Below are 24,277 nucleotides of genomic sequence, written 5' to 3' on the forward strand. Positions count from 1 at the left end.
TCACACCGTCAGGACCATGGCCGAGCCCATGCCGCCGCCCGCGCACATGGCCGCGACCGCGGTCCCACCGCCCCGGCGGCGCAGCTCGTGCGCCAGGGTCACGACCATGCGCGTGCCGGTGGTCGCGATCGGGTGGCCGAGGCTGCACCCGCTGCCGAACGGGTTGACCCGCTCCGGATCGAGGCCCAACTCGCGGGTGGTGGCCACGGCCACGGCGGCGAAGGCCTCGTTGACCTCGAACAGGTCGACGTCCTGGACGCCGAGCCCGGCGCGGTCGAGTGCCTTGCGGATCGCGGCGATCGGAGCGAGCCCCGTCTCGATGGGGTCGACTCCCACGCTCGCCCAGGACCGCAGGGTCGCGATGGGGGTGAGTCCGTGCGCGGCGGCCACGTCCGAACCGGCGACGACGACCGCGGCCGCGCCGTCGTTGATGCCGCTGGAGTTGCCCGCGGTGATGGAGAACCCCTCGATCTCGGGGCGCAGCACCTTCAGCGCGGCCAGCTTCTCCGCGCTGGTGTCGCGGCGCGGATGCTCGTCGGTGTCGAAGACCGAGGTCGCGCCGTCCCGGCCGGTGACCTTGACGGGCAGGATCTCGTCGGTGAACCGGCCTTCGTCGATGGCCCGTACGGCCCGCTCGTGCGACCGCAACGCCCAGGCGTCCATCTCCTGGCGGGTGAGATCGGACAGCCGGGCCGTGTTCCAGCCTACGAGGACCCCCATGTCGTTGTTGGGTGCCTCGGGCGTCGGGACATGGGTCGGCGCCATCCAGGGGTCCTGCCAGTCGTCGGTGCCCGGAATGCGCCGCCGGGCCACCGGCGCCGTCGACGATGAGTGCGTCCCGCCCGCGATCACCGCCCGGTCCATCCCGGCCCGCACGCTCGCCGCGGCGGTCGCCACGCTCGCGAGTCCGGAGGCGCAGTGCCGATTGTGCGCCAGGCCGGGGACGTGCGTCAGCCCGGCCTCGATCGCCGCGTACCGGGCGATGTCCCCGCCTCCTGCGAGGGATTCGCCGAGGACCACGTCGTCGATCAACTCGGGGGGCAGCCCGCTGCGGTGCGCGGCCTCGCGGACGACGAGCGTGGCGAGTTCGAAGGCGTCGGTGTCCCGCAGGGTTCCTCGGCGGGCGGTTCCGATCGCGGTGCGACACGCGGAAAGAAGAACGGCATCAACCATGGAATTCAGAGTACTTAAATAAGCGCCAGACCGGCAGATGTCTCGCGAGATCGCGCAAGTATCTCGACCAGGTCAATAAAAGAGGATACCTTGCTCTGGTGAACTTCGAGCTCAGCGAGGAGCAGGACATGCTCCGCGAGGCCTCGCGCGACCTGCTGTCGGACCGGGCCCCGATCGAGCACGTGCGGGCGTGGACGGATCGCGACGAGGACGTCGATCCCGAGGTGTGGCGGCTGACGGCCGACCTCGGCTGGCCCGGTCTGGGCCTGCCCGAGGAGTACGGCGGAGCCGGCCAGGGCATGGTGGAACTCGCCCTGGTCGCCGAGGAGATGGGGCGTGCGCTGGGGCGGGGTCCGTTCACGCCCACGGCGATGGTCGGGAGGGCGGTCTCCGCCGCGGGGTCGCCCGAGCTACGGGCCGAGGTACTGCCCGAGCTCGCCGCGGGATCGGGCTGGGCCACCTGGGCCTTCGCCGAACCACACGCCCCGTGGTCCCTCGACGGCGTCCACGCCACCGCCCGGCCCGACGGGGACGCGATCGTCCTCGACGGGGTCAAGACGGCGGTGCAGGACGCGGGCGGCGCCCACTGGCTGCTCGTCACCGCACGCCACGAGGGGGTCCCGGCGTCGTACCTCGTCGACCGGACGGCCCCCGGTGTCGCCGTCCGCCGGCAGCAGGTCCTGGACCTGACCCGCTCGTTCTACGAGGTCCGCTTCGAGGGGGTGCGCGTCCCGCACGAGCGCCGCCTGGCCGCCGGGCCCGACGGGATCCAGCGGCTGCTCGACGAGGCGTCGGTGCTGCGGTGCGCCGACGCGCTCGGGGCGATGGAGCGCATGCTGGAGCTCACCGTCGAACACACCAAGTCCCGTGTGCAGTTCGGGCGGCCGATCGGCACGTTCCAGGCCGTCAAGCACGCGTGCGCCGACATGGCGCTGCTGGTGCACGGCGCCCGGGCCGCCACCTCCTACGCGGCGATGGCCGCCGACGCGGGCGCCGACGACGCGGACCGCGCGGCCTGCGCCGCCGCCTCGTACGTCGCGGCCGGGGCCAGCGAGATCGCCGCCCGGGCGCTCCAGCTGCACGGCGGCATCGGTTTCACCTGGGAGCACGACCTCCACCTCCTGCTGCGCCGCGCCCGGGCCGACAGCGTGCTGTACGGCGACGCCGCCGTGCACCGCGACCGGCTGTGCACCCTCCTGCGGCGGTCTCCCCCGTCCACCTGAGCCGAACGATCCGAAAGGTTCCCGATGGAGATCAAGGGCAAGAAGGCCGTGGTGTTCGGCGGCGCCTCCGGCATGGGCCGGGCCACCGCCGAGCTGCTCGCGGCCCGCGGCGCCGAGGTCGCCGTACTCGACCGTCCGACGTCGGCCGGTGCCGAGGTCGCCGCCGCGTTCGGCGCGAGCTTCCATCCCGTCGACGTGACCGACTTCGAGGCGACGGAAGGCGCGCTGGACGCCGCCGTGGAGGCGCTCGGCGGGTTGCACGTATCGGTCACCACGGCGGGCGGCGGCAGCGTACGGCGCACCCTCGGCAAAGCGGGTCCGCACGACCTGGAGACCTTCCGCCGGGTGCTCGACCTGAACGCCGTGGCCACCTTCAACATCAGCCGGCTGGCCGCGGCGCACATGAGCCACAACGAGCCCGAGGAGCCCGACGGCGAACGGGGAGTCATCGTCAACACCTCCTCGATCGCCGCCTTCGAGGGGCAGATCGGGCAGGTCGCCTACTCGGCCGCCAAGGCGGCGATCGCCGGGATGAGCCTGACCATGGCCCGCGACCTCGGCTCGCTGGGCATCCGCGTCGTCGCCATCGCGCCCAGCCTGTTCGAGACGGGCGCCACCGAGAAGATCCCCGCCGAGACGCGGGCCGCGCTGGTGAAGGACGCCGCGTTCCCCAGGCGGCTGGGGCACCCCGCGGAGTACGCCAAGCTCGCTCTCGCCGTCGTCGACAACCCGATGCTCAACGGCCAGTGCCTGCGTCTCGACGCGGGCCAGCGGTTCGGCCCGAAGTGAGGATGTGCTGATGGAACATCACGGCAGAGTGGCGCTGATCACCGGCGGCGGCCGCGGCTTCGGCAAGGCGTTCGGCGAGGCGCTGTCAGCCTTGGGCGCACATGTCGTGCTGGCCGACATCGACGGGGCGACAGCGGCCGATGCAGCGGCGGAATTCGCCGCCAAGGGCCTGCGCGCGACCGGAGTCACCTGCGACGTGGCCGACGAAGAACAAGTCGGCGCCGTCGTAGGCGAGATCACCGAACGCCACAGCGGACTCGACATCCTGGTCAACAACGCGGGCCTGCACGCCGCCTACAACAAGCCGTTCACCGAACTGGGCCTCGCCAACGTGCGTCGCGTGCTCGATGTCAATGTCATGGGCGTCATCATCTGCTCCCTCGCAGCCCACGAGGCCATGCGAGGGCGGCCCGGCGCGAGCATCGTCAACATCTCCTCGTCGGCGGCCTACGCGAACCGGAGCATCTACGGCGTCTCCAAACTCGCCGTACGGGGCCTGACGGTGTCATTCGCGCGGGAGTTCGCCGCCGACGGCATCCGCGTCAACGCGATCGCACCGGGCCTCATCCTCACCGACACCGTACGGGCTCAGCTGACCCCCGCCGAGGCGGAGCGGGTCCTCGGGGAGCAGATCCTGCGACGGGAGGGGCAGGAGCAGGACATCGTCGAGGCGCTGCTCTACCTGGTCTCGTCGAAGGCGGCCTTCGTCACAGGCGAGACCCTGCGCGTGACGGGCGGGTTCGCACTCTCCGTCTAGAACCCGCACACGCAGGTGGCCCCGCGACGACCGTCGCGGGGCCACAGCTGTCCTACACGGTGGCCGGTTCGGCCTCCGGCCGTTCGGCCAGTTCCGTCTCCTCGGACGTGATCGCCTTCAGCAGCACGTACGGCGTGGCGATCTTCCAGAAGACGTACGCGATCGAGGGGAGCAGGTACGCGAGCAGTCCGTTCCAGGCGAGCGGTCCGGTCTTGTTGAGGAAGACGAAGGCGCCCGGGATGAGCAGCACCCCCAGCACCATGCTGAGCCACCCGTACCAGCGCGGGAAGACCGGCTTGGCGCGGCGGTGGTCGATGAACGCCATGTACCCGATCGACCAGACCTGGAGCACGAAGATACAGGCGTTGCCCACGAACATGAGCCAGAAGGTGTCGGTCATCGCGGACAGGACGTCGGCGGAGTGGATCTCCGGCCGCCAGGCCGCGGCGGCGAGGATCGCGAGCGGGAAGAAGAAGCCGAGCGGGGCCACCACGCCCGTGGTGAGTTGGATCATGGAGAGCAGGCCCCAGCCGCCCTCGACCCGGCGCATCTGCATGCTCGTCACGACGACGTACGGGTACTCGAACGGGACGAGCAGGACCATTAGGGCGACACAGGTGAGGATCCCCGTGCGGTGGTCCTTGAGGAACGTGACGATGTCGTCGGGGCTCTCCGTCGGACTCATCGGAGGGGTGAGCTGCCCCACGGCGAAGGCGGCGAAGAATCCCACGAACAGGATGACTCCGCACCATGCCGAAACGCGTTGCAGTCTGAAGTAGAGGTCTTGCTTCATGTGCGGCTCCCTTGTGTGCCTGCCGGTGTCTACCGACCGATCTCGTCCCAGCCCACGAGCCTGTCCAGCAGCAGGCCCGCACTCGACAGGTAGTCGCCGTAGCCGCCCCGGAAGAACAGCAGCGGGGTCTGGGGCGACTCGACACGCAGGTCCCGGACCCGCCCGACGACCAACAGGTGATCACCGATCTCGACGACCTGCTCCACCGCGCAGTCCACCCACGCGACGATCGCGTCCAGCACCGGATTGCCCAGGGGCGAGGCCTGCCAGGGCGTGCCCTCGAACCGCTGCGCGGCCGGACCGGTCGCCAGCTTCCGTGACAGCCGTTCCTGGTTGCCCGCGAGGGCGTTGGCGCAGAAGTGGCCCGCGGCCCTGATCGTCCGCAGGGTCATGGAGGAGCGGTCCGCCAGGAAGGACACCAAAGGCGGGTCGAGTGACACGGAGGTGAAGGTGCCGACGATCATGCCATGCGGCCGTTCCTCGGGATCCGTGGTGGTGATCGCGACCACGCTCGTGGGGAAGTTGCCCAGCACGTCACGGAAGCGTCGGCCGTCGATCGCGTCCACGTCCACCGTCCGGGAATGCGTCGCACCGTCGCTCATATCAGGATGCGCATCGACTCGGGCAGCTCAAGTCCCATCTGTGCCAGGGCGTTGGCGTGGTACGCGGTGCCGGGCACGTGGATCATGTGCTGGAGTCCGACGTGGGCGTCCCGCCAGAACCGCTGCATCGGATTGCCCCGCCGGATCGCATTGCCGCCGGACCGGGCGAAGATCTCGTCCAGCGCGGAGACGGCACGCCAGGCGCAACGGACCTGATTGCGCCGTACGTTGGCCCGGTCCTCGACGCTGATGGGCTTGCCGGCCTCGACCTGGTCGTACAACCGGCTGATGCCGTCGATCAGTTGGACCCGCGAGGCGGCGATCTCGGCTGCAGCCTCCCCGGCGGCGTAGAGGACATACGGGTCGTCACGGACCTGAACGCCAGTCACGGCGACCCGGTCCTTCTGCTGGGCCAGGTGGACGGCGAGGGCGCCCTCGCAGATGCCGATGACCGCGGCCGTGATGCCGAGCGGGAACATCGAGCTGAACGGCAGCTTGTACAGCGTGTCGGTCAGTCCGACCGCCTCGGCGGCCGTCCCCTCCTGCACCGCTTCCTGCCTGATGGTGCGGTATTCGGGGATGAACGCCTTGTCGACCACGACGTCCTTGCTGCCGGTGCCGGACAGTCCTACGACGTTCCAGGTCCCGTCGATGATCTCGTAGTCGTCGCGGGGCAGGACGACGTGCAGCACGGTGATGGGACCGGCGGGCTTGCCCTTGCCGTCGCCGAGAAGCGCGCCGAGGAAGTCCCAGCGGCAGTGGTCGCTGCCGGAGGAGAACGGCCAGCGCCCGCTCAGTACGTAGCCGCCGTCCACCGGGTCGGCGATGCCGTTGGGCATGTACGGCGAGGCGATCCAGGTGTCCGGATCGTCGTCCCACACCTCGTGGGCGAGCCGCGGGTCCATCTGGGCCAGCTCCCACGGGTGCACCCCGACCACACCGCACACCCAGCCGGCGGCCCCGTCGTGCCGGGCGACCGCCATCACCGCTTCCGCGAAGTCCCGGGGATGGGCGCCGAACCCGCCGAACTCCTTGGGCTGCAGAAGCCGTATGACCCCCGCGGAACGGAGCAGTTCGACGGTCCGGTCGCTCAGCTTTCCGAGTGACTCGTTCTCGTCGGCGAGCCCGGCCAGTTCGCCGCCCAGCTCCTCGACACGGCCGACCACTTCATGCGTCACGCCGCACACCTCCTGGTGACTGATCCCTCGCATGTGCCGCGCGTCCCGGCGGCCAGACGGCCTCAGTGTCGGGGGCCGGGACCAGCACCCGCTGAGCGGTTTCCGCTGACCGGGACTCGGCCGCTTCAGCGCGTGACGCGCGGGCGCAGTGCGGCGGTGGAACGGCCCTTGAGAGCCGAGAACCACACGCCGGCACCGTAGGCGAGGTCGTCCAGGCGACGGGCGAGGCCGTACCGCAGGGGATCGAGAGTGGCCTGATCTCGCCGGTACTCAAGGACGATGTCGGCCAGAGCGGCGACCGCCGTGGCCCGGCGCACCCGGCGGGAGACCGCGCAGCCGACTGCCGTGAGCGGCCACCAGTGGCGGGTCAGCAGCGCGGAGGTCTGCGCCAGGGTGGCGAGGGCTCCGTTCCCGGCGAGCGGCACGGCCAGCCGGTACGGATACCGGGTGCCGTCGAGCCTGCGGGCGATCCGTACCGTGACGACGCCGAGGACCGCCCCCGCGGCCGGGACCGACCAGCGCCGCTGTGCGAGCAGCGCGCCGGCGAACGCCATGCTCCACGGGGCGAACACGGCAGGGGCAATGTACGCCGGGTGCCGCCGGGCCAGGGGCTGGGCCCCGGTGCCGTACACCGCCTTGCGCAGGAACCAGTCCCCCAGTCGCACGCGGTGCTCGTGGGCGGCCCGGACAGCGGGCTCGTACCGCACGCGTCGGCCGGCTTCGATCAGCCGCCAGCACAGGTCGACGTCCTCGCCGACCCGCATCCCTTCGTCGAAGCCCTCCCCCAGCGCGTCCACCCGTGCCACCACGCAGGCCGAGGACGCCCAGGACACAGGGGTGCCGGGGCGCACGGCGGCCGGGCGGTCGCCGAGGTCGAGGGAGGACCGGGCGTTCTCGTACCGTTCGATCCAGGTCGTGGCGGCGTTGGGCAGGCCCGTGATGCGGGGTACGGCCATGGCGACCCGGGGGTCGGCGAAGTGCCGGAGCAGGGTCGGAACCGTGTCGGGGTCCAGCACGATGTCGGAGTCGGCGAAGACCACGTACGGGGTGGTGACCAGGCAAAGCCCGGCGTTGCGCGCGCCGGCAGGTCCCACGTTCTCGGCCAGGGTGACCAGCCGGGCGCGGTACTTGGCGGCGACCTCGGCCACGGCGGCCGGGCGTCGCGAGGCGTCGTCGACCACGATCACGGGGGTCTCCGTGCCGATGCTCCCCAGGAGACGCTCGAGTTGGCGTGGACGGTCGCGAACCGGTACGACGACGGTGTACCGGGCGTCGGCGGGCGACGGGAGCGAGCCGGCGACGGGATGGGCCATGCCGGTGTCGAGGAGCCGGTCCGCGAGGAGCGCGCTCGACGCGTCGCGCACGGGCAGCGTCCTGCCGACGAGGAGCCGCCGGGCCTTCGGGGTCAGCCTCAGCAGCCGGGTCGGGAATCCGCCGAGGAGGGCCCGGCCGCCGTCCACCACCCGGGTGTGCCGGTCGAGTCGGACGACGAAGCCCAGGGGAAGCGTCATCGGCGTTCGGCCTCCGCGAGGCGGCCGCGGCCGTCGACGGCCCATGCCGTGATCCGACGGACCGTGGCGGACACCATCGCGTCCATTGTCCGGCGCCCCTCCTCGGCCGAGGCCCCGGCGGGATCGCCGAGCACCCCGGAGGGCGAGACCGCGCGGACACCGTGGGCCATGAGGTCCGGCAGGAGGACGGCCAGCGGTCGTGTGTCACCGGCGACGGCGGCGTCGAGCCGTACCCGCTCCGGTGCCAGGTGCAGCATCAAGGAGGTCTCCGTACGGCCCGCGTGCGCGTCGCCGCCCGGTGTCTCGCAGCCGGTCCAGGCGGCCTCGTGACCCTCGGCGCGCAACAGGGCGAGGCCGGTGTCGAGGGTGGCCGCGTTGCCGCCGTGGCCGTTGACGAACAGGACGCGGCCCGCCCACAGGGACAGCGAGCGGGCCAGCTCCACGATCACCTCGCGCAGCGCCTCGTGCCCGACGGAAATGGTCCCGGGGAAGTCCGCGTGTTCCCCGCTCGCGCCGTACACCAGTGCAGGCGCCACCAGGCACGAGCCCCGGGGCAGGGCGTCGGCCGTCCGTTGTGCGACGACGAGGGCGACCGTGGTGTCGGTGTCGAACGGCAGGTGCGGGCCGTGCTGTTCGGTGGAGCCGACCGGGACCAGCACAAGCGCGCCGGACGGCACGGCCGGCCAGACGGTGTCGCCCAGGGCTCGGCGCACGGCCGTGTTCAGCCGGCCGAGGCGAGGTGCTCCCCGCCTCCCAGGGTCAGCGGAAAGCCGGGGGGTATCACCAGGTCCTCGGGCGTCAGCTCGTGGACGGAGGAGTGCCCGAGACCCAGGACGGCCGAGTCGAGGCCGCCGCGCAGGATGTCCAGGACGTTCTCGACACCAGCCTGTCCGTTCGCCGCCAGGCCCCAGAGGTAGGCGCGGCCGATCAGGACGGCACGGGCGCCGAGGGCGAGTGCCTTGGCCACGTCGCCGCCACGGCGGACACCGCCGTCCAGCAGGACCTCGACCTGGTCGCCGACAGCTTCGGCGACGGAGGGGAGGATCCGGATGGTGGCGGGAGTGGTGTCCAGGTTGTTGCCGCCGTGGTTGGACACGGCCAGGGCCGACACCCCGGCGTCGACCGCCCGCTTGGCGTCGTCGACCCGGGTCACGCCCTTGAGGAGGAAGGAGCCGCCCCACTCCTCACGCAGCCATTTGACGTCCTCCCAGGTGGGTGGCGGGGTCTGCATCCACTCGCCGTAGGCGCCGAAGAAGGTCGGGGCCGCACCGCCGGGTGCCCGCAGGTTGGGCACGGTGAGATCGGGGACGCGGCCGGACCTGGCGAACTTCCACAGCCACCCGGGGTGGGGCAGTACGTCGGGGGCGAACCGCAGCATGGTGCTGAGGTCGAGCTTCTCCGGGATGTCGGGGCTGCCCCAGTCGCGTCCGTGGGAGAAGGACCAGTCCAGGGTGACGATGAGCGCCTTGGCGCCTGCGGCCCTGGCCCGGTCCATGCGCTGCACCATCGTGTCGCGCGTGCCGCTCCAGTACAGCTGGAAGAAGAAGTCCGGCTGGGCATCGGAGACCTCCTCCACCGGCTTGCTCGCGAACGAGCTGAGGCCCATGATCACGCCCCGGCTGGCCGCGGCACGGGCCACGGCCACCTCACCGTCCGGGTCGACCGCCTGCACGCCGGTCGGCGAGATGAGCACGGGCAGTTTGGTGGGCACGCCCAGGACGGTCGTGGACAGGTCACGCTCGGCGTGGTGGCCCACGACGCGCGGGGCGAAGCCCAGTTCGGCGAAGGCGGCGACGTTGTGGTCGATCGTGCGGCCGCGCTCCGAACCGGCCACGAGCGCGCCGTAGACCGAGCTGGGCAGTTGCTTCTTGGCTCTGCGCTGAGCCTCGGCGACCGTCTCGAACCAGGGGTTCCTAGGCATGCGCCCCGCCCTTTCCCGTCGGTGTCAGATCGAGCCCGGCCAGCGGGTCCTCGGCGCAGTCGCTCACCGGAGGGCGGCGGGTGAGGACGAGGTCCACGGTTGTGCGCGAATGGTCGCCGGCCGGCTTGGGCACCGGGGTTCCGTCGCGGTGTGCCAGCAGCTCCTCCCCGTATCCCTGCACGCACTCGGGGTCCGGGCCGTCCAGCGGCAGGCCGGTGAAGAACTTCGCGGCCATGCAGCCGCCCTTGCAGGTGTCGTAGAAGGCGCAGGAGGCGCAGGCCCCGCCGTGCTGCGGGGTGCGCAGCCGCCGGAACAGCTCGGAGTCGCGCCACACTCCCGAGAAGCCGCCCGGCTCGCGGACGTTGCCGGCCAGGAACTCCTCGTGGATGGCGAACGGGCAGGCGTACACGTCGCCCACCGGGTCGATCAGGCAGACGACCCGTCCGGCGCCGCACAGGTTGAGACCGGGCAGGGCCTGGCCGTAAGCGGAGAGGTGAAAGAAGGAGTCCCCGGTCAGCACGTTCTCGCCGTGCGCCAACAGCCAGTCGTACAGCTCGCGTTGCTGCGCGGCCGTCGGATGCAGCTTGTCCCAGACGTCGGCGCCGCGTCCGGAGGGGCGCAGCCGGGTGAGGCGCAGCTGGGCGCCGTAGCGGTCTGCGAGTGCTTCGAAGTCGTCCAATTGCGGAATGTTGTGGCGGGTGCAGACGACGGAAATTTTAAAGTTCTTCATGCCGGCGGCGGCGAGGTTCTCCAGCGCCCGCAGCGCCGCCGCGTACGAACCACTCCCGCGCACGGCGTCGTTGACGTCGGCCGTGGCGCCGTCGAGCGAGAGCTGGACGTCGACGTAGTCGTTGCGGACGAGGAGCTCGGCGGCTTCGGGCGTGATCCGGACGCCGTTGGTGGAGAACTTCACCCCCACGTGGTGTGCCGTGGCGTAGTCCAGAAGGTCCCAGAAGTCGGTGCGGACGGTGGGCTCTCCGCCGCCGATGTTGACGTAGAAGACCTGCATGGCCTCCAGTTCGTCAATGACGGCCTTGGCCTGTGCGGTGCTCAGTTCGCGGGGGTCGCGTCGGCCGGAGCTGGACAGACAGTGGGCGCAGCTCAGGTTGCAGGCGTAGGTCAGTTCCCAGGTGAGGCAGATCGGCGCGTCGAGCCCGAGCTCGAACAGGTCGACCAGCCGGGGCGAGGTGGTCATGGGGTCCTTCCGACCAGCATCGACGACTGGACCAGGACCGCGAGGGCCCGGCCGTAGCGAGGCAGCTCGTCCTCCCCGAGGCCCGCGGACCGGCAGGCGGCACGAGCTGTGGGCGCGCCCCCGAGGGCCTGGACGGCGGCCAGGAGCCGTCGGTCCTTGAGGAACGAGAGTCGGCGGGTGCCGAAGTGGTAGAGCAGCGCGCCGAAGGGTTCCGGCCGCACCGAGACCTGCGGATGCAGGTCCCAGGCACGGTCGAGGTCCATCTCTGTCATAGGGCGGCGCCTAGTAGACGCCGCACATGCCGTCGATGGAGATCTCCTCCAACAGATCCTCGCCTTCGATCAGCGGCGCCGAGGCTGCGGCGAGGTCGGGCTCGGGCTCGGCCTCCGTGGCGGCCTGTTCGGACAGGACGGAGCGGAGTTCGTTCATGCGACTCTCCCTAGGCATCCCACTTGGTCGAACACGGCTGACGGTAGGTCACCGGGACAGCGAGTACGAGGGCCGGTCCCGGCTACCGGGACGAGTCGCCACGCGGGACGGTCACGGCGTTTTCAATCGCTTGCCCATGGAACACACCGAGCACGGGCACAGCCGGGTACGCCGCCCGGACGTCATCGTGGTGGGCGCCGGGGGCAGCGGTGCCGTCCTCGCGGCGCGGCTCAGTGAGGACCCCGGCCGCACCGTGCTGGTGCTGGAGGCGGGCCCGGCGCCGCGTCACCCGTCGGCGTTCGCACCCGAGTTGCTGAACGCACGGCTCGTACCCGGCGCACAACCCGGACACCGGGCCGTCCAGCCGTACGCCGTGCACCTCACTCCGACGCGTCCGTACACGGTCGTCCGGGGGCGCTGGCTCGGCGGCTCGACCACCGTCAACGGCGGGTACTTCGTCCGTGCCCGGCGGGACGACTTCGACCGCTGGTCGGCTGTGGGCGGCGCGGCCTGGTCGTACGACCGGGTGCTGCCGTTTCTCCGCGCTCTTGAGACCGACCTCGATTATGGTGCCGACCCGCTGCACGGCGACCGCGGACCGGTGCGCGTCCGGCGCGCGAAGCATCACCACCCCGCAGTTGACGCGTTCCGGGCTGCCGCTCGCCGACTGGGCTTTCCCGAGGAACCGGACAAGAACGCCCAGGACGCGCCGGGGTTCGGTCCAGTGCCGTCCAACGTTGTGGACGGGGTGCGCGTCAACACCGGCATCAGCCATCTCCTGGGCGCGTCCGGCCGTCCCAACCTCCTGGTGGAAGGGGACAGCACGGTCCTCAAGGTCATCGTCGAGCGCGGCCGCGCGACCGGTGTGGAAGTCGAGCGGAACGGACACCGCAGGATTGTGCACGGCGGCGAAGTCGTGCTCTGCGCGGGGGCGTTCGGCTCCGCCCACCTGCTGCATCTGTCGGGTGTCGGGCCACGCCGCGAGCTGGAGGCCCTCGGCGTTCCCGTGGTCAGGGACGCTCCCGCTGTCGGAGCCGGGTTCGGCGATCATCCGCAGGTGGTGCTGGAGTGGCTGCCCCATCGGTCGATGCCGGAGCCCGCCTGCTCGTGGCTCGGTGGAGTCCTGCACCTGTCCTCGTCGGACGGGTGTCACCCGGGCGATCTGGAAATCCTGCAGTCCCTGGTCCCCGTGGCCGGGCTGGCGGGCGGGAGGGTGGCCGTTCCCGGCGCACCGCTCGCGTTCCTGGTCTCCGTCCAGACACCACGACTCAGCGGTCGGATGCGCATCCTTTCCGCCGATCCCGCGACGCCTCCGAGCCTCGACTACGGCTATTTGTCGACCGCGGAGGACCGGCGGCGCATGCGTGAAGCGGTCCGTGCCACCGCCGAATTGGTCGGCACAACCGACTTCGCCGCGGTCTCCGGCGGGCTCACGGAACCATCGGCGGAGGTGCTGGACGACGACCGACTGCTCGACGAGTGGATCCTGGGGCATCTCGGCACGTCCCAGCACACGTGTGGCACGGTTCCCATGGGCCCCGCAGACGATCCCGGGGCAGCCGTCGACCCCTGCGGAAGGGTGCACGGTGTCAACGGTCTGCGTGTCGCGGACACGTCGATCTTGCCGACGCCCCCGTTGCGAGGCCCGGCGGCCACCGCCGTCCTCATCGGCGAACTCGTCGCCGACGCCATGCGGCGCGGGCTGACGTGAACCAGTCGCGGCGGCGCTACCCGCCGGGAGCCAGTTCACCGTATCCGGCCGCGAGCTGTGCCGGATGGCCATGGCGAGCAGGCCGCTCAGGTCGGCGCCCTCACCGATCAGCCACCGCTGATACGCGGCGACGCATGCGGGCAGGTCAGTGCCGCCCCCGGTGACCAGTCCGGCGGAGCCCGGCAGCCGACCGATGGTTCGGCGCCGGTCACTCGCCCCGGGACCGGACGCCGGGATGGTGTAGCCGACTACACCCCGGATCGGGGAGGGCACTACCTCGCGGCGACGGGCTGGTGACGGGATCGTTGAACCCACAAGGTCAACGGCTCCCCGTCCGGGAAGCCCCACATCGCTCTCCCCGAAAGGAAACCCCCGTGAAGCTGCTGTCCTCCCGGCCCGTGCTGTGGTCCCTCTTCCTGTTCAACCTCACCGTCGCAGTGGCGGCGCCCCTCGTCGTCGACGGCACCCAGGGCTACCTGACCAGCGCCGGCATGGGCGTGGTCTCCCTCGGGGCAGGCATGGGCCTGCTCCGTGGTCGCCCGCCGAAATCCCGCGTCGGCCACCAGGTCGTGCCGGAGGGGGACGCTCGGCAAGTCGCCCACAAGGACTCCGATGCCTCGGTCTTCGACTCCGTCGACTACGGCGTCGTCGGCGACCTCTTCGATGTCGTCCCGTAGTTCACCGACGAGATCGAGGCCTCTGGCGCCAACCGTTCAGGGATCTGTGACCACGGCGGTCCTGTCCCTCAGACTGGACCGATGAGCCTGGTGTACAGCGACGAAGGACTGATGCTCCGATCCGACGGGCGGGTGGAGAACCCCGTGCGGTGCCTGGTTCTCGACGACTGGCACGACGCCGATGCAAGCCAGGTCGAGGCCGAAGCCGCCCGGCTGGCCGACTCCTTGCCCCTGACGTTCGGTATCGCGACCCGGCAGCCGCCGGACCGGCTGCGACCGCTGTTGAAGGCAGCGACGCTGACCTTGGTGGCACGCTGTGTCAGCACCGACGCACCGGAATGGGTACCCGTCGACGATCCGCCGGTTTCGTTCGAGGAACTGGCACGGCTCGTCACGCGTCGGCCTCTGGCGAGCCTGGCTCTGGGGCAGTTACTGCGGCAAACGGCGCACCTCAGCACCGTTCAAGGCCTGGCGGCCGAGGCGGCGACGTACTCGATGCTCCTCGGCGGGACGGAGTTCGCGTCCTGGCTCGCCGACCGGGGCACGCCCCGGGTCTCTCGGGAGGACGGGGAACTGGTCCGCGTCCGGAGGGACAACGATCGGCTGTCTGTCCTGCTGGACCGCCCGCATCGGCGGAACGCGCTCAGCTTCCGGATGCGGGAGGAACTGTTCGAGGCCCTGGAACTCGCCCTTCTCGATGACACTGTCGCGCGGGTCGAACTGGCCGGTGCCGGGCCGGTGTTCTGCAGTGGCGGCGACCTGGCCGAATTCGGGACGGCGACGGACCTCGTGGCGGCCTATCTGGTACGGCTGGACCGGGCACCCTGGCGGCTGATGGACCGGATGCGGGACCGTGTGACGGTCCGGGTGCAGGGCGCGGCGGTGGGCGCCGGGGTGGAGATGGCCGCCTTCGCGGGACACGTGGTGGCCTCCCCCGGGACGCTCTTCCAACTCCCCGAGATCGCGATGGGGCTGGTACCCGGCGCCGGCGGCACGGTGAGTGTGCCGCGACGGATCGGCCGGTGGCGGGCGGCGTGGATGATGCTGAGCGGGGCCCGGGTCGACGCCGTCACCGCCCGGCAGTGGGGGTTGGCCGACGAGATCAACGACGGCCATGAGCGGTGAGGTGCTCCTGCGCGGCGTGGAACTGCACCCGCGCCAGGGTCCGGTCGACTGCCGGATCCGGCGCGGTGTCGTCGCCGAGTTGGGCCGTCGACTGCGGCCGCGGTCGGACGAGTTCGTCGCACGCTGCGACGGCGGCGCGCTGCTGCCCGGTCTGGCCGACCACCATATTCACCTCGCGGCCATGGCCGCACAGCGTGCCTCGCTCGACGTGTCCGCCCTCTCCCGGGAGGCTCTCGAGTCCTCCATCGCACAAGCCGTGGCGGGTGAGGACGGCTGGGTGCGAGCGGTCGGGTACGACGACGTGGTCCACGGCGATCTGGACCGGACCGTCCTGGACTCATGGAACCGCGTGCTGCCGGTGCGCGTCCAGCACCGGTCAGGAGCGCTGTGGCTCGTCAACTCCCCCGGTCTGGAACGGCTCGGGGCTCTGTCCGCCGCCCACGACGGCATCGAGCGTGATACGGCAGGCCGACCGACCGGGCGGCTGTGGCGCGCCGACGCCTGGCTGCGCGAGGTCGTCGGCGGGCGGCCTCCGTCCCTCCGGGCGGTGGGCACACGACTGGCCGCCCTCGGTGTCACCCATGTCGCCGACGCGACACCGGACGGGGGTGCCGCCGGGGTCGTCCAGGCGGCTGTGCGGCGGGCGGAACTCCCCCAGCGCGTCATGGTGATGGCCGCCGGATCCGATCCCCCGCCCCATCCGCGGCTGAGCGTCGGTCCGCTGAAGCTGGTGGTCGCGGACCACGCTCTCCCGGACGTCGACGACCTCGTCGGGCGGATCCGTCGGGCCCATGCGGACGGCCGTCCCGTCGCTGTGCACTGCGTGACCCGTACGGCTCTTGCGCTGACCGTGGCCGCGCTCGACCGAGCGGGCGGCCTGGACGGGGACCGCGTGGAGCACTGCGCCGTCGCCGACCGTGCCGCTGCCGATGAGCTGGCCGCCCGACGGATCCGGGTCGTCACACAGCCGACGCTGGTCGCCCTGCGGGGCGACGACTACTGGGAGCGCGTCGATCCCGGGGACCGGGCGGACCTGTGGCGATACGCCGGCCTGCTGCGTGCCGGAGTCCGGGTGGCCGCGAGCAGCGATGCCCCGTACGGCGATCCCGACCCTTGGGCGTGCCTGCGGGCCGCGTCCGAACGGCTGACGCCGTCCGGGCGTGTGCTCGGGGCCGACGAGCGGATTCCGGCGGAGGTGGCCCTGCGGGGCATGCTCTCGCCCCTGGATGATCCCGGAGGCCTGGCACGGCGGGTCGCGGTGGGGCGACCGGCTGACCTCGTTCTGCTGGACCGGCCGTTGAGGGAGGCGTTGCGGGCTCCGGACGCCGACCACGTGCGCGCCACCTTCATCGAGGGGCGGATCGTCCACGGAGCTCAGTACCTCGGCTGAGGTTCCGGATCGTGTCGGTGCCCATCGTGCCCGCCGCCCCTTCCGGTACCGGCGCGCGCGGCGGTAGAACCTCCTGCGTCCGGCCGAGCGCCGGGCACTCCACCACCGCCCCGGCCGCGGATGTCCGAATCGGATGCGGACCATGATCGGCCCGAGGAGCCCCGGCGAACGCCGCCGCCACGTTCCGCATCGAGACGTCGATCAGCTGTCCCCCGCCGCACGCCAGGGCACCCATCGCGCCCAGTGCGGCGACGACCCCCGTCAACGGATCGGCGACCGCGTCGGCGCAGAACACCGGCTCACCGTCCGCCGACCGGCCGACCAGCCCGCCGGCGACGGCCGCGTCGTCGCCGAAGGCGACCCGGTCGGGGTGCCTTCGTCCGTACCCGGTGATGCTCACCCACACCTTGCCCGCCCGATGGTTGAGCCGTTCCGGAGCCAGCCCCAAGTGCGCGAGCGCACGCGGCCGGGACGCCTCGATCACCACGTCGGCGGCCCGGATCAGGTCGGCGAGTGCGCCTTGCCCCTCGGGCCGGGTGAAGTCGACAGCGATGCTCTCGTGCCCGGCGTGCAGCCAGTCGTAGAACAGCTGGTTCCCGGCGCGGGCGCCGTCGGGGCGCCGGGTGCTCTCCACCTTGACCACTCTGGCTCCGGCCAGTCCGAGCAGGCGGGCGCACAGGGGTCCTGCCCAGAGCGAGGAGAGGTCCACGACGAGGGCACCCGCCAGCCGTGCGTCCCTGTCGGGTGCGGCGATCATGGACACCTGCCAGGGCACGTCCACGAGGCGTGGCTCGAGTGGCAGGGCCGCGGCGGGAACACCGAACATTCGGATGCGGTCGGCGAACTCTCTCGCCTCGGCGCCGCGTACGGTCGCGGCGAGCTGCTGCCAGGGGGCTGTGACCGTCTCCCCGCCCAGCATCGCCGGGACGAGTTCGACGTCGTCCGGGCGGCTCAGGGTCACCGCGCACCATCCGTCCGAAGCCCGAAGCAGCCGGGTCGCGCCACCCGCGGAGATACGGCCGCGCCGGGTGAGGTTCATCGCGCCTGCCCGGCCGCTGAGCACGAGGGCGGGATCGAAGGGGAGCGGGCGGCCGGCGAGGTGCGCCAGCGCGGCCCCAGCCTCCCGCAGGAGGTCCGTCATCGGTCCGGGCGACAGGACCGGCGGACCGTCAGCCTCGCCGGTCAGCTCCATGGCACCAGAGGCCGCCCAGTCCAGGAGCGGACATCCGGTGGCAGGCGCGGCAGCAGGCGGGCCCGGAAGATCCCCCAAGGTGTGCAGCCACCGCCGTACGGACTCGGCAGAAACGTCCGCCATCACTCCCACCTGCCGATCCCGGGCAGCAGGCGGCGAACCGGCTGCCTCCGGACGGCCCCCGCTGGGAGTCCACCGGCACCGCAGGCGGGATCGTCCGGACAGTGAGCGAAGCGGAAGCGGACCAGGTCCAGGTCCGGAGCGACCCGCCGCTGTTCGAAGACCCCGTCGATGTCCGCCGCGCTCAGCGGCCACCCGTGTCCCGGCCGCTCCGACGCTGCGGCCGGCTCCAGTGCCGTCAGAGAGGCCGCGGGTCCCCGCGGATCGGTGGTGCCCCCAGTCATGTTCCGAGGGTAGCCGCGGCGCACTGGGGCAAGCAGCGCGTCCGCCACCAGGACCCCAGGCCGTCGAGCGCCAGGTGGGCCATCACTTCCGCCCTGGCGTCACTTCAGCGCAGCTTCCGGCCGGTGCTGCCAAGCTCCCCCTGACATGAAAAGAGTATACGGTTAATCGGCCGCCGGGAGCGACTTCAAGGAAGCCGGCGCGTCAGAGCCGTAGGGCTCCGACACCCTCTGCTCCGCGCCCCGCTCGGGCTCCGGACGCCGCCAGAAGGCCGCGAGCTGCGCCGCCGCGGCGGCGAGGCCCAGTCCGGCCGCGAGGGCGGCGCTCCGCGGGCCACTGAGCCTTGCATCCAGCCCGAGCGCCCGGTCCACGCTGAACCGACCCGGCCCGAGCCCGGCGAGCGCCACGGATGCGGTGCCCAGATTGAGTACGAACTCGTAGCCCTCGTTCACCACGAAGAACCCGTTGGGCAGGTGCACAGACCGCGCGGCGACGCCCATCGTTCCGACGACCGCCGACGCCGCAAACGGGGTCGCCGCTCCGGCCAGCAGGGCGGCGCCCGCCCCAACCTCGACGACCGAGCTGGCCGCCGCCTGCAGCCGCGGCCTGCGGAACCCCACGGATCCGAACCATCCCGCCGTGCCGTCGAGCGTGCGGCCGTGCCGCACCCCGTGCGCGATCATCGTGCCGCCGATCACCGCGCGCAGCGCGTAACGCGCCACATCGACGCCATTCATCAGTTGCGGTCTCCTCTCCTGTTTCGGGCCGACGGTGCGCCACTTCGCCACGTACGGGCCTACGACGCGGACGGCGTCGGGCGTGCTGACGGAACGAGTTCACGGCGCCACCTTCATCAAGGGCGACTTATAGAGTGTACTTTATTTGCCGTACATGGGAGGGATGGAGGTCGGGATGCGCATCGGAATGCCCCTGAGCTACAGCGGCGGTTTCAAGGAGACCGTCGCCGTGCTCCGCGACTACGAGAAGGCCAGGCTGGACATCGTCTTCGTCCCCGAGGCCTGCTCCTTCGACGCGATCAGCCAGCTCGGCTTCATCGCCGCTCACACCGAACGCCTCGAGATCGCCTCCGTCCTCCAGATCTACACCCGCACGCCCACTCTGACCGCGATGACGGCCGCCGGCCTGGACTACGTCTCCGACAGCCGGTTCACCCTGGGCATCGGCGCCTCGGGACCACAGGTGATCGAGGGTTTCCACGGGCAGCCGTACACCGCTCCCCTGGCCCGCACCCGTGAGATCGTGGAGATCTGCCGGTCGGTCTGGCGCCAGGAGAAGGTCGTGCACTCGGGCCGTCACTACCCGATCCCTCTCCCGCCCGACCAGGGCACTGGGCTGGGCAGACCGCTCAAGCTCATCAGCCACCCGGTGCGCGAACGGGTCCCCATCGTGTCGGCCGCCATCGGACCGCAGAACGTGGCCCTGGCCGCCGAGATCGCCGAGGGCTGGATGCCGATGTTCTTCCACCCGGAGAAGGCGGACGAGGCGTCGGGCCCGGCGCTGGCCGAGGGATCGGCACTGCGGGACCCTGCCCTCGGGCCACTCGACGTCGTGGTCTCCCCTCCATTGGCCATCGGCGAGAGCACCGACGACCTGATCGCTCTGGCCCAGCCCCAACTCGCCCTGTACATCGGCGGGATGGGGGCCCGCGGCCACAACTTCTCCTACGACCTCGCCCGCCGCTACGGCTACGGCTACGAGGCCGAGGCGGCCACCATCCAGGACCTCTACCTCTCCGGCCGCAAGGACGAGGCCGCGGCCGCCGTGCCCGCCGACCTGCTGCGGGCGACCTCGCTGATCGGCCCGGCCTCCTACGTCGCCGAACGGATCGCGGCCTTCAGAGCCGCCAGGGTCACCACCCTCCAGGTCCGCCCCCTGGCCCACGGCACGGCACAGCGCCTGGCCGACATCGAGGCGCTCAAGGCCATGCCTCCTGAGCCGGTTCTACGGACTCGAGTGACCTCATGGCCCCTTCCCGAGGAGGTCGGCGCGCGGGTGAGGGGGCGGCGCCTGTTCAGCAGCCGGTGCCGCCCGACCCGCCACGCGCCAGGCGGCACCACCCGGCAGGCCGCCCTTTCACGCCAAGTACAGCCGAAGCGTCAGCCAGTCGGAGAGTCAGACCCCGAGCGGTGCCGTGCCTGATCCTCACTGTCAGTCGTCCTGCACGGCGGCGCACAGGCCACCGTCGACGACGATGTCGACGCCGTTCACGAAGCTCGCCTCCTCCGACACCAGGAACGCGGCGACAGCGGCGACCTCCTCGTACTGGCCGACGCGGCCCAGAGGCGTGCACTGTATGAGCTGCCGTACCGACTCGTGCCGCGCCGCCTCCAGCCGGGTTTCCGGGGTGTCGATGGCGCCGGGCGACAGGGAACACGCGCGAGCACCCACCGGCCCGAGCCGTACCGCCTCGGCGCGGGCGAAGCGGTGCACGCCGTACGTGGCCCACGGGTACGCCCACGCGGGATCCTCGACGGCCGGGCCGATCGCATCGCGGATCCGGTCGAGGATTCCCTCCTGCAGTGGATCGTCCAGAACGGCCGCGACCGACGGGTCGGGGACGATGTGAGCGATCAGCGGGGACACCGAGGCGCAGTAAACGAACGCCGTGCCGACGGTGGCAAGCGGGCGGAGGGCCTCGGCGAGCAGTGCGGTTCCGACGAAGTCGACCTCGAGGATTCGGCGCCAGTGGGCTTCCTCCGGCGCGACGCTCTCGGCGTGCGTGACTGCCCGGAGCGTGCCGAGCTCACTGACCCGCTCGGCCAGTCGGTCAAGGTCCTCCCGGTCGGTGACGTCCACACCGAACGGCTCGGCGACGGCCTTCCCGCCGTAGCCGGACAAGTCCTTCGCCACCGCGGCCGCGGCCGCTTCGTTCCGGTCCGCGAGCAACAGCACGTCCACCATGTCGGCAAGGCGCCTCGCGCACGCCTCTCCCGTCCCGCGACCGGCGCCGGTGGCGATACCTACCGTGGTCATGCGTTACTCCTCACTGGAGACACTCGTCACAGGATGAGTGTCTCGCGGGTGGCGGCGTCCGGGCCTGTCCGGGTGCCCTCCGACTTACGCCTGTCGCGGAGGCGCCTCCCCCATTGCGGCCCCGAGGGGCGTCACAGCCGCGTCGGCACCGACCTCGCCAACGGCTGTCTGCTGGTCTTGCTCTCGCGGGCGGCTGTGGGGGGCCGGGGAAGCCCGCCGCGGCAATGTCGTACACGAAGCCGACGGCCGAGTCCCCATGGTGCCGCAGGCGCAATCCTGGTCCCTGACCGCGCCATGGACCTCGGAGAACCCGGTCGGCCTGTGGCTCGATCATGCCGGTCGCGAAGACGTTTTGGCTGATTACCTAGGGTGAAGCTGCCACGCGGGGGCTTCGATCCATACAGGAAAGCACCCCGCGCGAGTGCCACCCTGAGTCGCCCACCCAGCCGGGGCATGACTCAGATCACATCTCGTTGGCGGGTGAAGGGTCCCCGGCAACCGTCTCGCGCGACCGGCCGCCTGGCGAACTCATGGGTGCCGCCGCCGGAATCGCGGATGAGTCTCTATCGGCAGCGCCGTGGCGTTTGAGCAGCTGAGCGAGTGCGGGCAGCCGATCGGACCACTCGAAGCTCCGTCATCACGAAGATCAGCGGTCAAGGGATCACCTCTCGTAACGTCCCGGCGGCAGCGGCTGCTCGGCCCAGATCGTCTTCCCCGCGGAGGTCTGCCGGCTGCCCCACCGCTGCGTGAGCTGGGCGACCAGCATCAGGCCACGTCCGCCTTCGTCGTAGACGTGCGCACGGCGCAGATGCGGTGAGGTGGAGCTGCCGTCGGACACCTCGCAGATCAGTGCGCGGTCGCGAATCAGCCTCAGGCGGATGGGGGGACCACCGTAGCGGATCGCGTTGGTGACGAGTTCGCTGACGATCAGTTCGGTGACGAAGACCTCGTCGTCCAGCCCCCACCGCACCAGCTGCTCGGTGGCGTTCTTGCGGGCGACGGCGACGTGTTCGGGATCCGGTGGCAGGTCCCAGGTGACCGCCTGGTCCGCACCCAGAGCACGGGTACGGGCCAGCAGCAGAGCCACGTCGTCACTGGGCCGCTCGGGCAGCAGGGACTTCAGCACCGCGTCACACGTGGCCTCCAGAGAGCGGCTTGGGGCCCTCAGGGCTCGGCGCAGTTCCGCGGTGCCCTGATCGGCATCCCGGTCGCGATCCTCGATCAGTCCGTCCGTGTACAGGGCGATCACCGAGCCCTCGTCGAGCTCGAGTTCCCTCGCCTCGAAGGGTAGACCGCCGATCCCCAGCGGGGGCCCTGCGGACATCGCGACGAGTTCCACTGCGCCGTCGGGACGCCGCAATACCGGCGGCGGATGCCCGGCGGCAGCCAGCGATAGACACCGCGACACCGGGTCGTACACCGCATACAGACAGGTCGCACACAGTTCCGCGATATCCTCGCCATCACTCTTTTCCGTCGCCAGGTGAACGACCAGATCGTCCAGGTGGGTCATGAGTTCGTCGGGTGGCAGGTCTACGTCAGCGAGGGTCCGCACGGCGGTACGCAGCCTGCCCATGGTCGCCGAGGAGTGCAGGCCGTGCCCCACCACGTCCCCAACGACCAGAGCGACTCGGCCGCCCGACAGTGAAATCACGTCGAACCAGTCGCCACCGACCCCGGCCCCGGAGCCGGCCGGGAGATAGCGGTGAGCCACCTCCACAGCCGCCTGACCGGGCAGTCGCTGCGGCAGCAAGCTGCGCTGGAGGGTCAGTGCGGTCGCCCGCTCACGGGCGTACCTGCGGGCGTTGTCGACATAGACCGCGGCACGGCTGGCCAGCTCCTCGGCGAGGGCCACATCGTCCGCAGAGTATGCATCCGGGCGCAGGGCGCGGACCAGGACTGCGACGCCCAGCGTCGTGCCCCTGGCCCGCAGCGGCGCCGCCAGCAACGAGTGGACGGCCACGCCATACTCCTGGACCCTGGCGCTGCGTGCGTCGTGCCCGCTGACCCATCGGTCGAAGTCCGGATCTCCGGCTCCGCTGAGCACCGGGAGCCCGTCCGTCAGGGCCCGGACAGGCGGCGAGAAGGGCGGATACGTATCCACCGAACCGAGGCCCACGACAGCCTCCGGCGTCCCCGCGGTGCCGGACCGGTGCGCGACCCGGCGCAGAACGACGCCGGGTTGCCCCGCGCCTGGATCCGGTTCCTGCGGCCTCAGGACCCAATCGAACAGGTCCACACTCGCGAAATCGGCGAAGCGCGGCACAACCAGTCCTACGAGTTCCTCAGCGGTCTGCACAACGTCCAGGGTGGTCCCGATGGTCTCTGCTGCCTCGTTCAGCTGGGCCAGCCGCTGCCGGGCCCAGTGCTGTTCGCTGCTGTCGAACGATGCAGTGCCGACCGCGACCACCTCGCCGGATGCGTCCCGTATCGGCCACATCTCCACGTTCCAGGCGTGTTCCCGGCCGCCGGGCTCGGGAGAGCCGTAGCCCTCGAAGTGCACTGGGGCCCCGGTTCGGACCACCTCAGCCTGATGACGCAGGTAGAGCTCGTAATCGACGTCAGGGGCCCCCTCGGTGACGTCCCGCCCCACCAGCTTGTCCTCCGCACGTCCCACCTCCCGGCCGGCCGTGGCGTTGAGACGCAGAATGCGTCCCTCGGTGTCGAAGGCGCACAGTGCCACCGACGCCTGCTGGAAGGTCTGCTCCGCCACCGAAGGCTCCAGCAGGGCGGGCACCGACGCGGTGACCAGAAAAGCCGTCACCCCGGCTCCGTCGTCCCGCAGAGGGCAGGCTCGCAAGGCCAGCTCCACAGTATGTCCGTCCCTGTGCCGGACGCCGACCACACCGTGCAGCGCGGTCACCGCATCGCCTGGAGGGTTATCCGCGAGCAGCTTCCTCGCTTCCCGTCCTACGACCTCCTCAGGCGCGTAGCCTGTCAGCTCTCGGGCCCCGTCGCTCCACCCGATAACGATGCCACCCTGGTCGACGATCGCCACCGAGTCGACATGCACCATATGGCACATGATGAGCCGCTTGTCTTGCTGTATCAAGCCGTGGGCGCCAGGGCTTGCAGGCAACATCCCGGCCAGCCCCCACCATGCGCCCGCAGTGAGCCAGGGTCACAGAAGCGGCGCCTACCGGGAGGTCTCCCGACGCATCCTCCACCTCCACGAAGCCGACCGCGCGGCCGCTGCCAGCTCGCGCTCCAAGGCT

At 71.3% G+C, this 24,277-nt stretch carries 23 protein-coding genes; 8 read left to right on the forward strand and 15 right to left on the reverse strand.

Going from position 1 to position 24,277, the window contains the following annotated elements:
- Positions 1-1,173: a thiolase family protein gene (locus ACGFZQ_RS44000; RefSeq protein ID WP_393845183.1), complete on the reverse strand. Its 1,173-nt coding sequence runs from the start codon at positions 1,171-1,173 to the stop codon at positions 1-3.
- 98 nt (positions 1,174-1,271) lie between these two features.
- Between ACGFZQ_RS44000 and ACGFZQ_RS44005 the strand changes: the two genes are divergently transcribed.
- Genes ACGFZQ_RS44005 through ACGFZQ_RS44015 form a run of 3 tightly spaced genes read left to right on the forward strand, consistent with a single transcriptional unit; the run spans position 1,272 to position 3,942 of the window.
- Positions 1,272-2,396 carry an acyl-CoA dehydrogenase family protein gene (locus tag ACGFZQ_RS44005; RefSeq protein WP_393845184.1) on the forward strand — a complete coding sequence of 375 codons (1,125 nt, stop codon included), beginning with the start codon at positions 1,272-1,274 and terminating at the stop codon, positions 2,394-2,396.
- 24 nt (positions 2,397-2,420) lie between these two features.
- A complete protein-coding gene (locus tag ACGFZQ_RS44010) occupies positions 2,421-3,185 on the forward strand; it encodes an SDR family NAD(P)-dependent oxidoreductase (protein WP_393845185.1) in 765 nt (254 codons plus the stop codon).
- A 10-nt stretch (positions 3,186-3,195) separates the two neighbouring features.
- The gene (locus ACGFZQ_RS44015; RefSeq protein WP_393845186.1) at positions 3,196-3,942 is read left to right on the forward strand and encodes an SDR family NAD(P)-dependent oxidoreductase; all 747 of its coding nucleotides are present in this window, start codon (positions 3,196-3,198) and stop codon (positions 3,940-3,942) included.
- 52 nt (positions 3,943-3,994) lie between these two features.
- On the opposite strand, the gene ACGFZQ_RS44020 is transcribed toward ACGFZQ_RS44015, so the two are convergent.
- The 9 genes from ACGFZQ_RS44020 to mftA all read right to left on the reverse strand — a co-directional run bounded on the left by ACGFZQ_RS44020 (position 3,995) and on the right by mftA (position 11,571).
- On the reverse strand, positions 3,995-4,735 hold the full coding sequence (locus ACGFZQ_RS44020; RefSeq protein WP_393845187.1) for a hypothetical protein: 741 nt from the start codon (positions 4,733-4,735) through the stop codon (positions 3,995-3,997).
- A 29-nt stretch (positions 4,736-4,764) separates the two neighbouring features.
- A complete protein-coding gene (locus ACGFZQ_RS44025) occupies positions 4,765-5,337 on the reverse strand; it encodes a flavin reductase family protein (protein ID WP_393845188.1) in 573 nt (190 codons plus the stop codon).
- A complete protein-coding gene (locus ACGFZQ_RS44030; RefSeq protein WP_393845189.1) occupies positions 5,334-6,515 on the reverse strand; it encodes a hydroxylase in 1,182 nt (393 codons plus the stop codon). Before ACGFZQ_RS44030 ends, ACGFZQ_RS44025 begins: the two co-directional genes overlap by 4 nt.
- Positions 6,516-6,640: 125 nt before the next feature.
- Positions 6,641-8,026, reverse strand: coding sequence for a mycofactocin biosynthesis glycosyltransferase MftF (gene mftF, locus ACGFZQ_RS44035; protein WP_393845190.1), 1,386 nt, complete (start codon positions 8,024-8,026; stop codon positions 6,641-6,643).
- The gene (mftE, locus tag ACGFZQ_RS44040; RefSeq protein WP_393845191.1) at positions 8,023-8,739 is read right to left on the reverse strand and encodes a mycofactocin biosynthesis peptidyl-dipeptidase MftE; all 717 of its coding nucleotides are present in this window, start codon (positions 8,737-8,739) and stop codon (positions 8,023-8,025) included. Before mftE ends, mftF begins: the two co-directional genes overlap by 4 nt.
- Positions 8,740-8,747: 8 nt before the next feature.
- Positions 8,748-9,947, reverse strand: a complete 1,200-nt coding sequence (gene mftD / locus ACGFZQ_RS44045; RefSeq protein ID WP_393845192.1) for a pre-mycofactocin synthase MftD — start codon at positions 9,945-9,947, stop codon at positions 8,748-8,750.
- The gene (mftC, locus tag ACGFZQ_RS44050; protein WP_393845193.1) at positions 9,940-11,142 is read right to left on the reverse strand and encodes a mycofactocin radical SAM maturase; all 1,203 of its coding nucleotides are present in this window, start codon (positions 11,140-11,142) and stop codon (positions 9,940-9,942) included. The genes mftD and mftC overlap by 8 nt, the downstream gene beginning before the upstream one ends.
- Complete coding sequence (mftB, locus tag ACGFZQ_RS44055) at positions 11,139-11,414, reverse strand: mycofactocin biosynthesis chaperone MftB (RefSeq protein ID WP_393845194.1); 276 nt, start codon at positions 11,412-11,414, stop codon at positions 11,139-11,141. Before mftB ends, mftC begins: the two co-directional genes overlap by 4 nt.
- Positions 11,415-11,424: 10 nt before the next feature.
- A complete protein-coding gene (mftA, locus tag ACGFZQ_RS44060) occupies positions 11,425-11,571 on the reverse strand; it encodes a mycofactocin precursor MftA (protein WP_393845195.1) in 147 nt (48 codons plus the stop codon).
- 136 nt (positions 11,572-11,707) lie between these two features.
- On the opposite strand from mftA, the gene mftG reads away from it, so the two are divergent.
- From mftG to ACGFZQ_RS44080, 4 genes are all read left to right on the forward strand, one after another.
- Positions 11,708-13,282: a mycofactocin system GMC family oxidoreductase MftG gene (mftG, locus tag ACGFZQ_RS44065; RefSeq protein WP_393845196.1), complete on the forward strand. Its 1,575-nt coding sequence runs from the start codon at positions 11,708-11,710 to the stop codon at positions 13,280-13,282.
- 374 nt (positions 13,283-13,656) lie between these two features.
- Positions 13,657-13,959, forward strand: a complete 303-nt coding sequence (locus ACGFZQ_RS44070) for a hypothetical protein (protein ID WP_393845197.1) — start codon at positions 13,657-13,659, stop codon at positions 13,957-13,959.
- An 81-nt stretch (positions 13,960-14,040) separates the two neighbouring features.
- Positions 14,041-15,084 (forward strand): enoyl-CoA hydratase/isomerase family protein, encoded by a 1,044-nt coding sequence (locus ACGFZQ_RS44075; RefSeq protein WP_393845198.1) that lies wholly within the window; start codon positions 14,041-14,043, stop codon positions 15,082-15,084.
- The gene (locus ACGFZQ_RS44080; protein ID WP_393845199.1) at positions 15,074-16,474 is read left to right on the forward strand and encodes an amidohydrolase family protein; all 1,401 of its coding nucleotides are present in this window, start codon (positions 15,074-15,076) and stop codon (positions 16,472-16,474) included. Before ACGFZQ_RS44075 ends, ACGFZQ_RS44080 begins: the two co-directional genes overlap by 11 nt.
- On the opposite strand, the gene ACGFZQ_RS44085 is transcribed toward ACGFZQ_RS44080, so the two are convergent.
- The 3 genes from ACGFZQ_RS44085 to ACGFZQ_RS44095 all read right to left on the reverse strand — a co-directional run bounded on the left by ACGFZQ_RS44085 (position 16,431) and on the right by ACGFZQ_RS44095 (position 18,805).
- Positions 16,431-17,789: a CoA transferase gene (locus ACGFZQ_RS44085; RefSeq protein ID WP_393845200.1), complete on the reverse strand. Its 1,359-nt coding sequence runs from the start codon at positions 17,787-17,789 to the stop codon at positions 16,431-16,433. The genes ACGFZQ_RS44080 and ACGFZQ_RS44085 overlap by 44 nt on opposite strands.
- Positions 17,789-18,070: a hypothetical protein gene (locus ACGFZQ_RS44090; RefSeq protein ID WP_393845201.1), complete on the reverse strand. Its 282-nt coding sequence runs from the start codon at positions 18,068-18,070 to the stop codon at positions 17,789-17,791. The genes ACGFZQ_RS44085 and ACGFZQ_RS44090 overlap by 1 nt, the downstream gene beginning before the upstream one ends.
- 162 nt (positions 18,071-18,232) lie before the next feature.
- Positions 18,233-18,805 carry a DoxX family protein gene (locus tag ACGFZQ_RS44095; RefSeq protein WP_393845202.1) on the reverse strand — a complete coding sequence of 191 codons (573 nt, stop codon included), beginning with the start codon at positions 18,803-18,805 and terminating at the stop codon, positions 18,233-18,235.
- A gap of 175 nt (positions 18,806-18,980) precedes the next feature.
- Here ACGFZQ_RS44095 and ACGFZQ_RS44100 point away from each other — a divergent pair, with 175 nt between their 5' ends.
- Complete coding sequence (locus ACGFZQ_RS44100; RefSeq protein WP_393845203.1) at positions 18,981-20,228, forward strand: LLM class F420-dependent oxidoreductase; 1,248 nt, start codon at positions 18,981-18,983, stop codon at positions 20,226-20,228.
- Positions 20,229-20,237: 9 nt separating this feature from the next.
- Here ACGFZQ_RS44100 and ACGFZQ_RS44105 read toward each other — a convergent pair whose 3' ends face one another.
- Both ACGFZQ_RS44105 and ACGFZQ_RS44110 read right to left on the reverse strand, forming a co-directional pair.
- Positions 20,238-21,062: an SDR family oxidoreductase gene (locus tag ACGFZQ_RS44105; protein ID WP_393845204.1), complete on the reverse strand. Its 825-nt coding sequence runs from the start codon at positions 21,060-21,062 to the stop codon at positions 20,238-20,240.
- A gap of 661 nt (positions 21,063-21,723) precedes the next feature.
- Positions 21,724-24,078: a SpoIIE family protein phosphatase gene (locus tag ACGFZQ_RS44110; protein ID WP_393845205.1), complete on the reverse strand. Its 2,355-nt coding sequence runs from the start codon at positions 24,076-24,078 to the stop codon at positions 21,724-21,726.
- Between the last annotated feature and the right edge of the window lie 199 nt (positions 24,079-24,277).

The sequence above is a fragment of the Streptomyces sp. NPDC048254 genome (genome assembly GCF_043201895.1).
GTDB lineage: Bacteria > Actinomycetota > Actinomycetes > Streptomycetales > Streptomycetaceae > Streptomyces.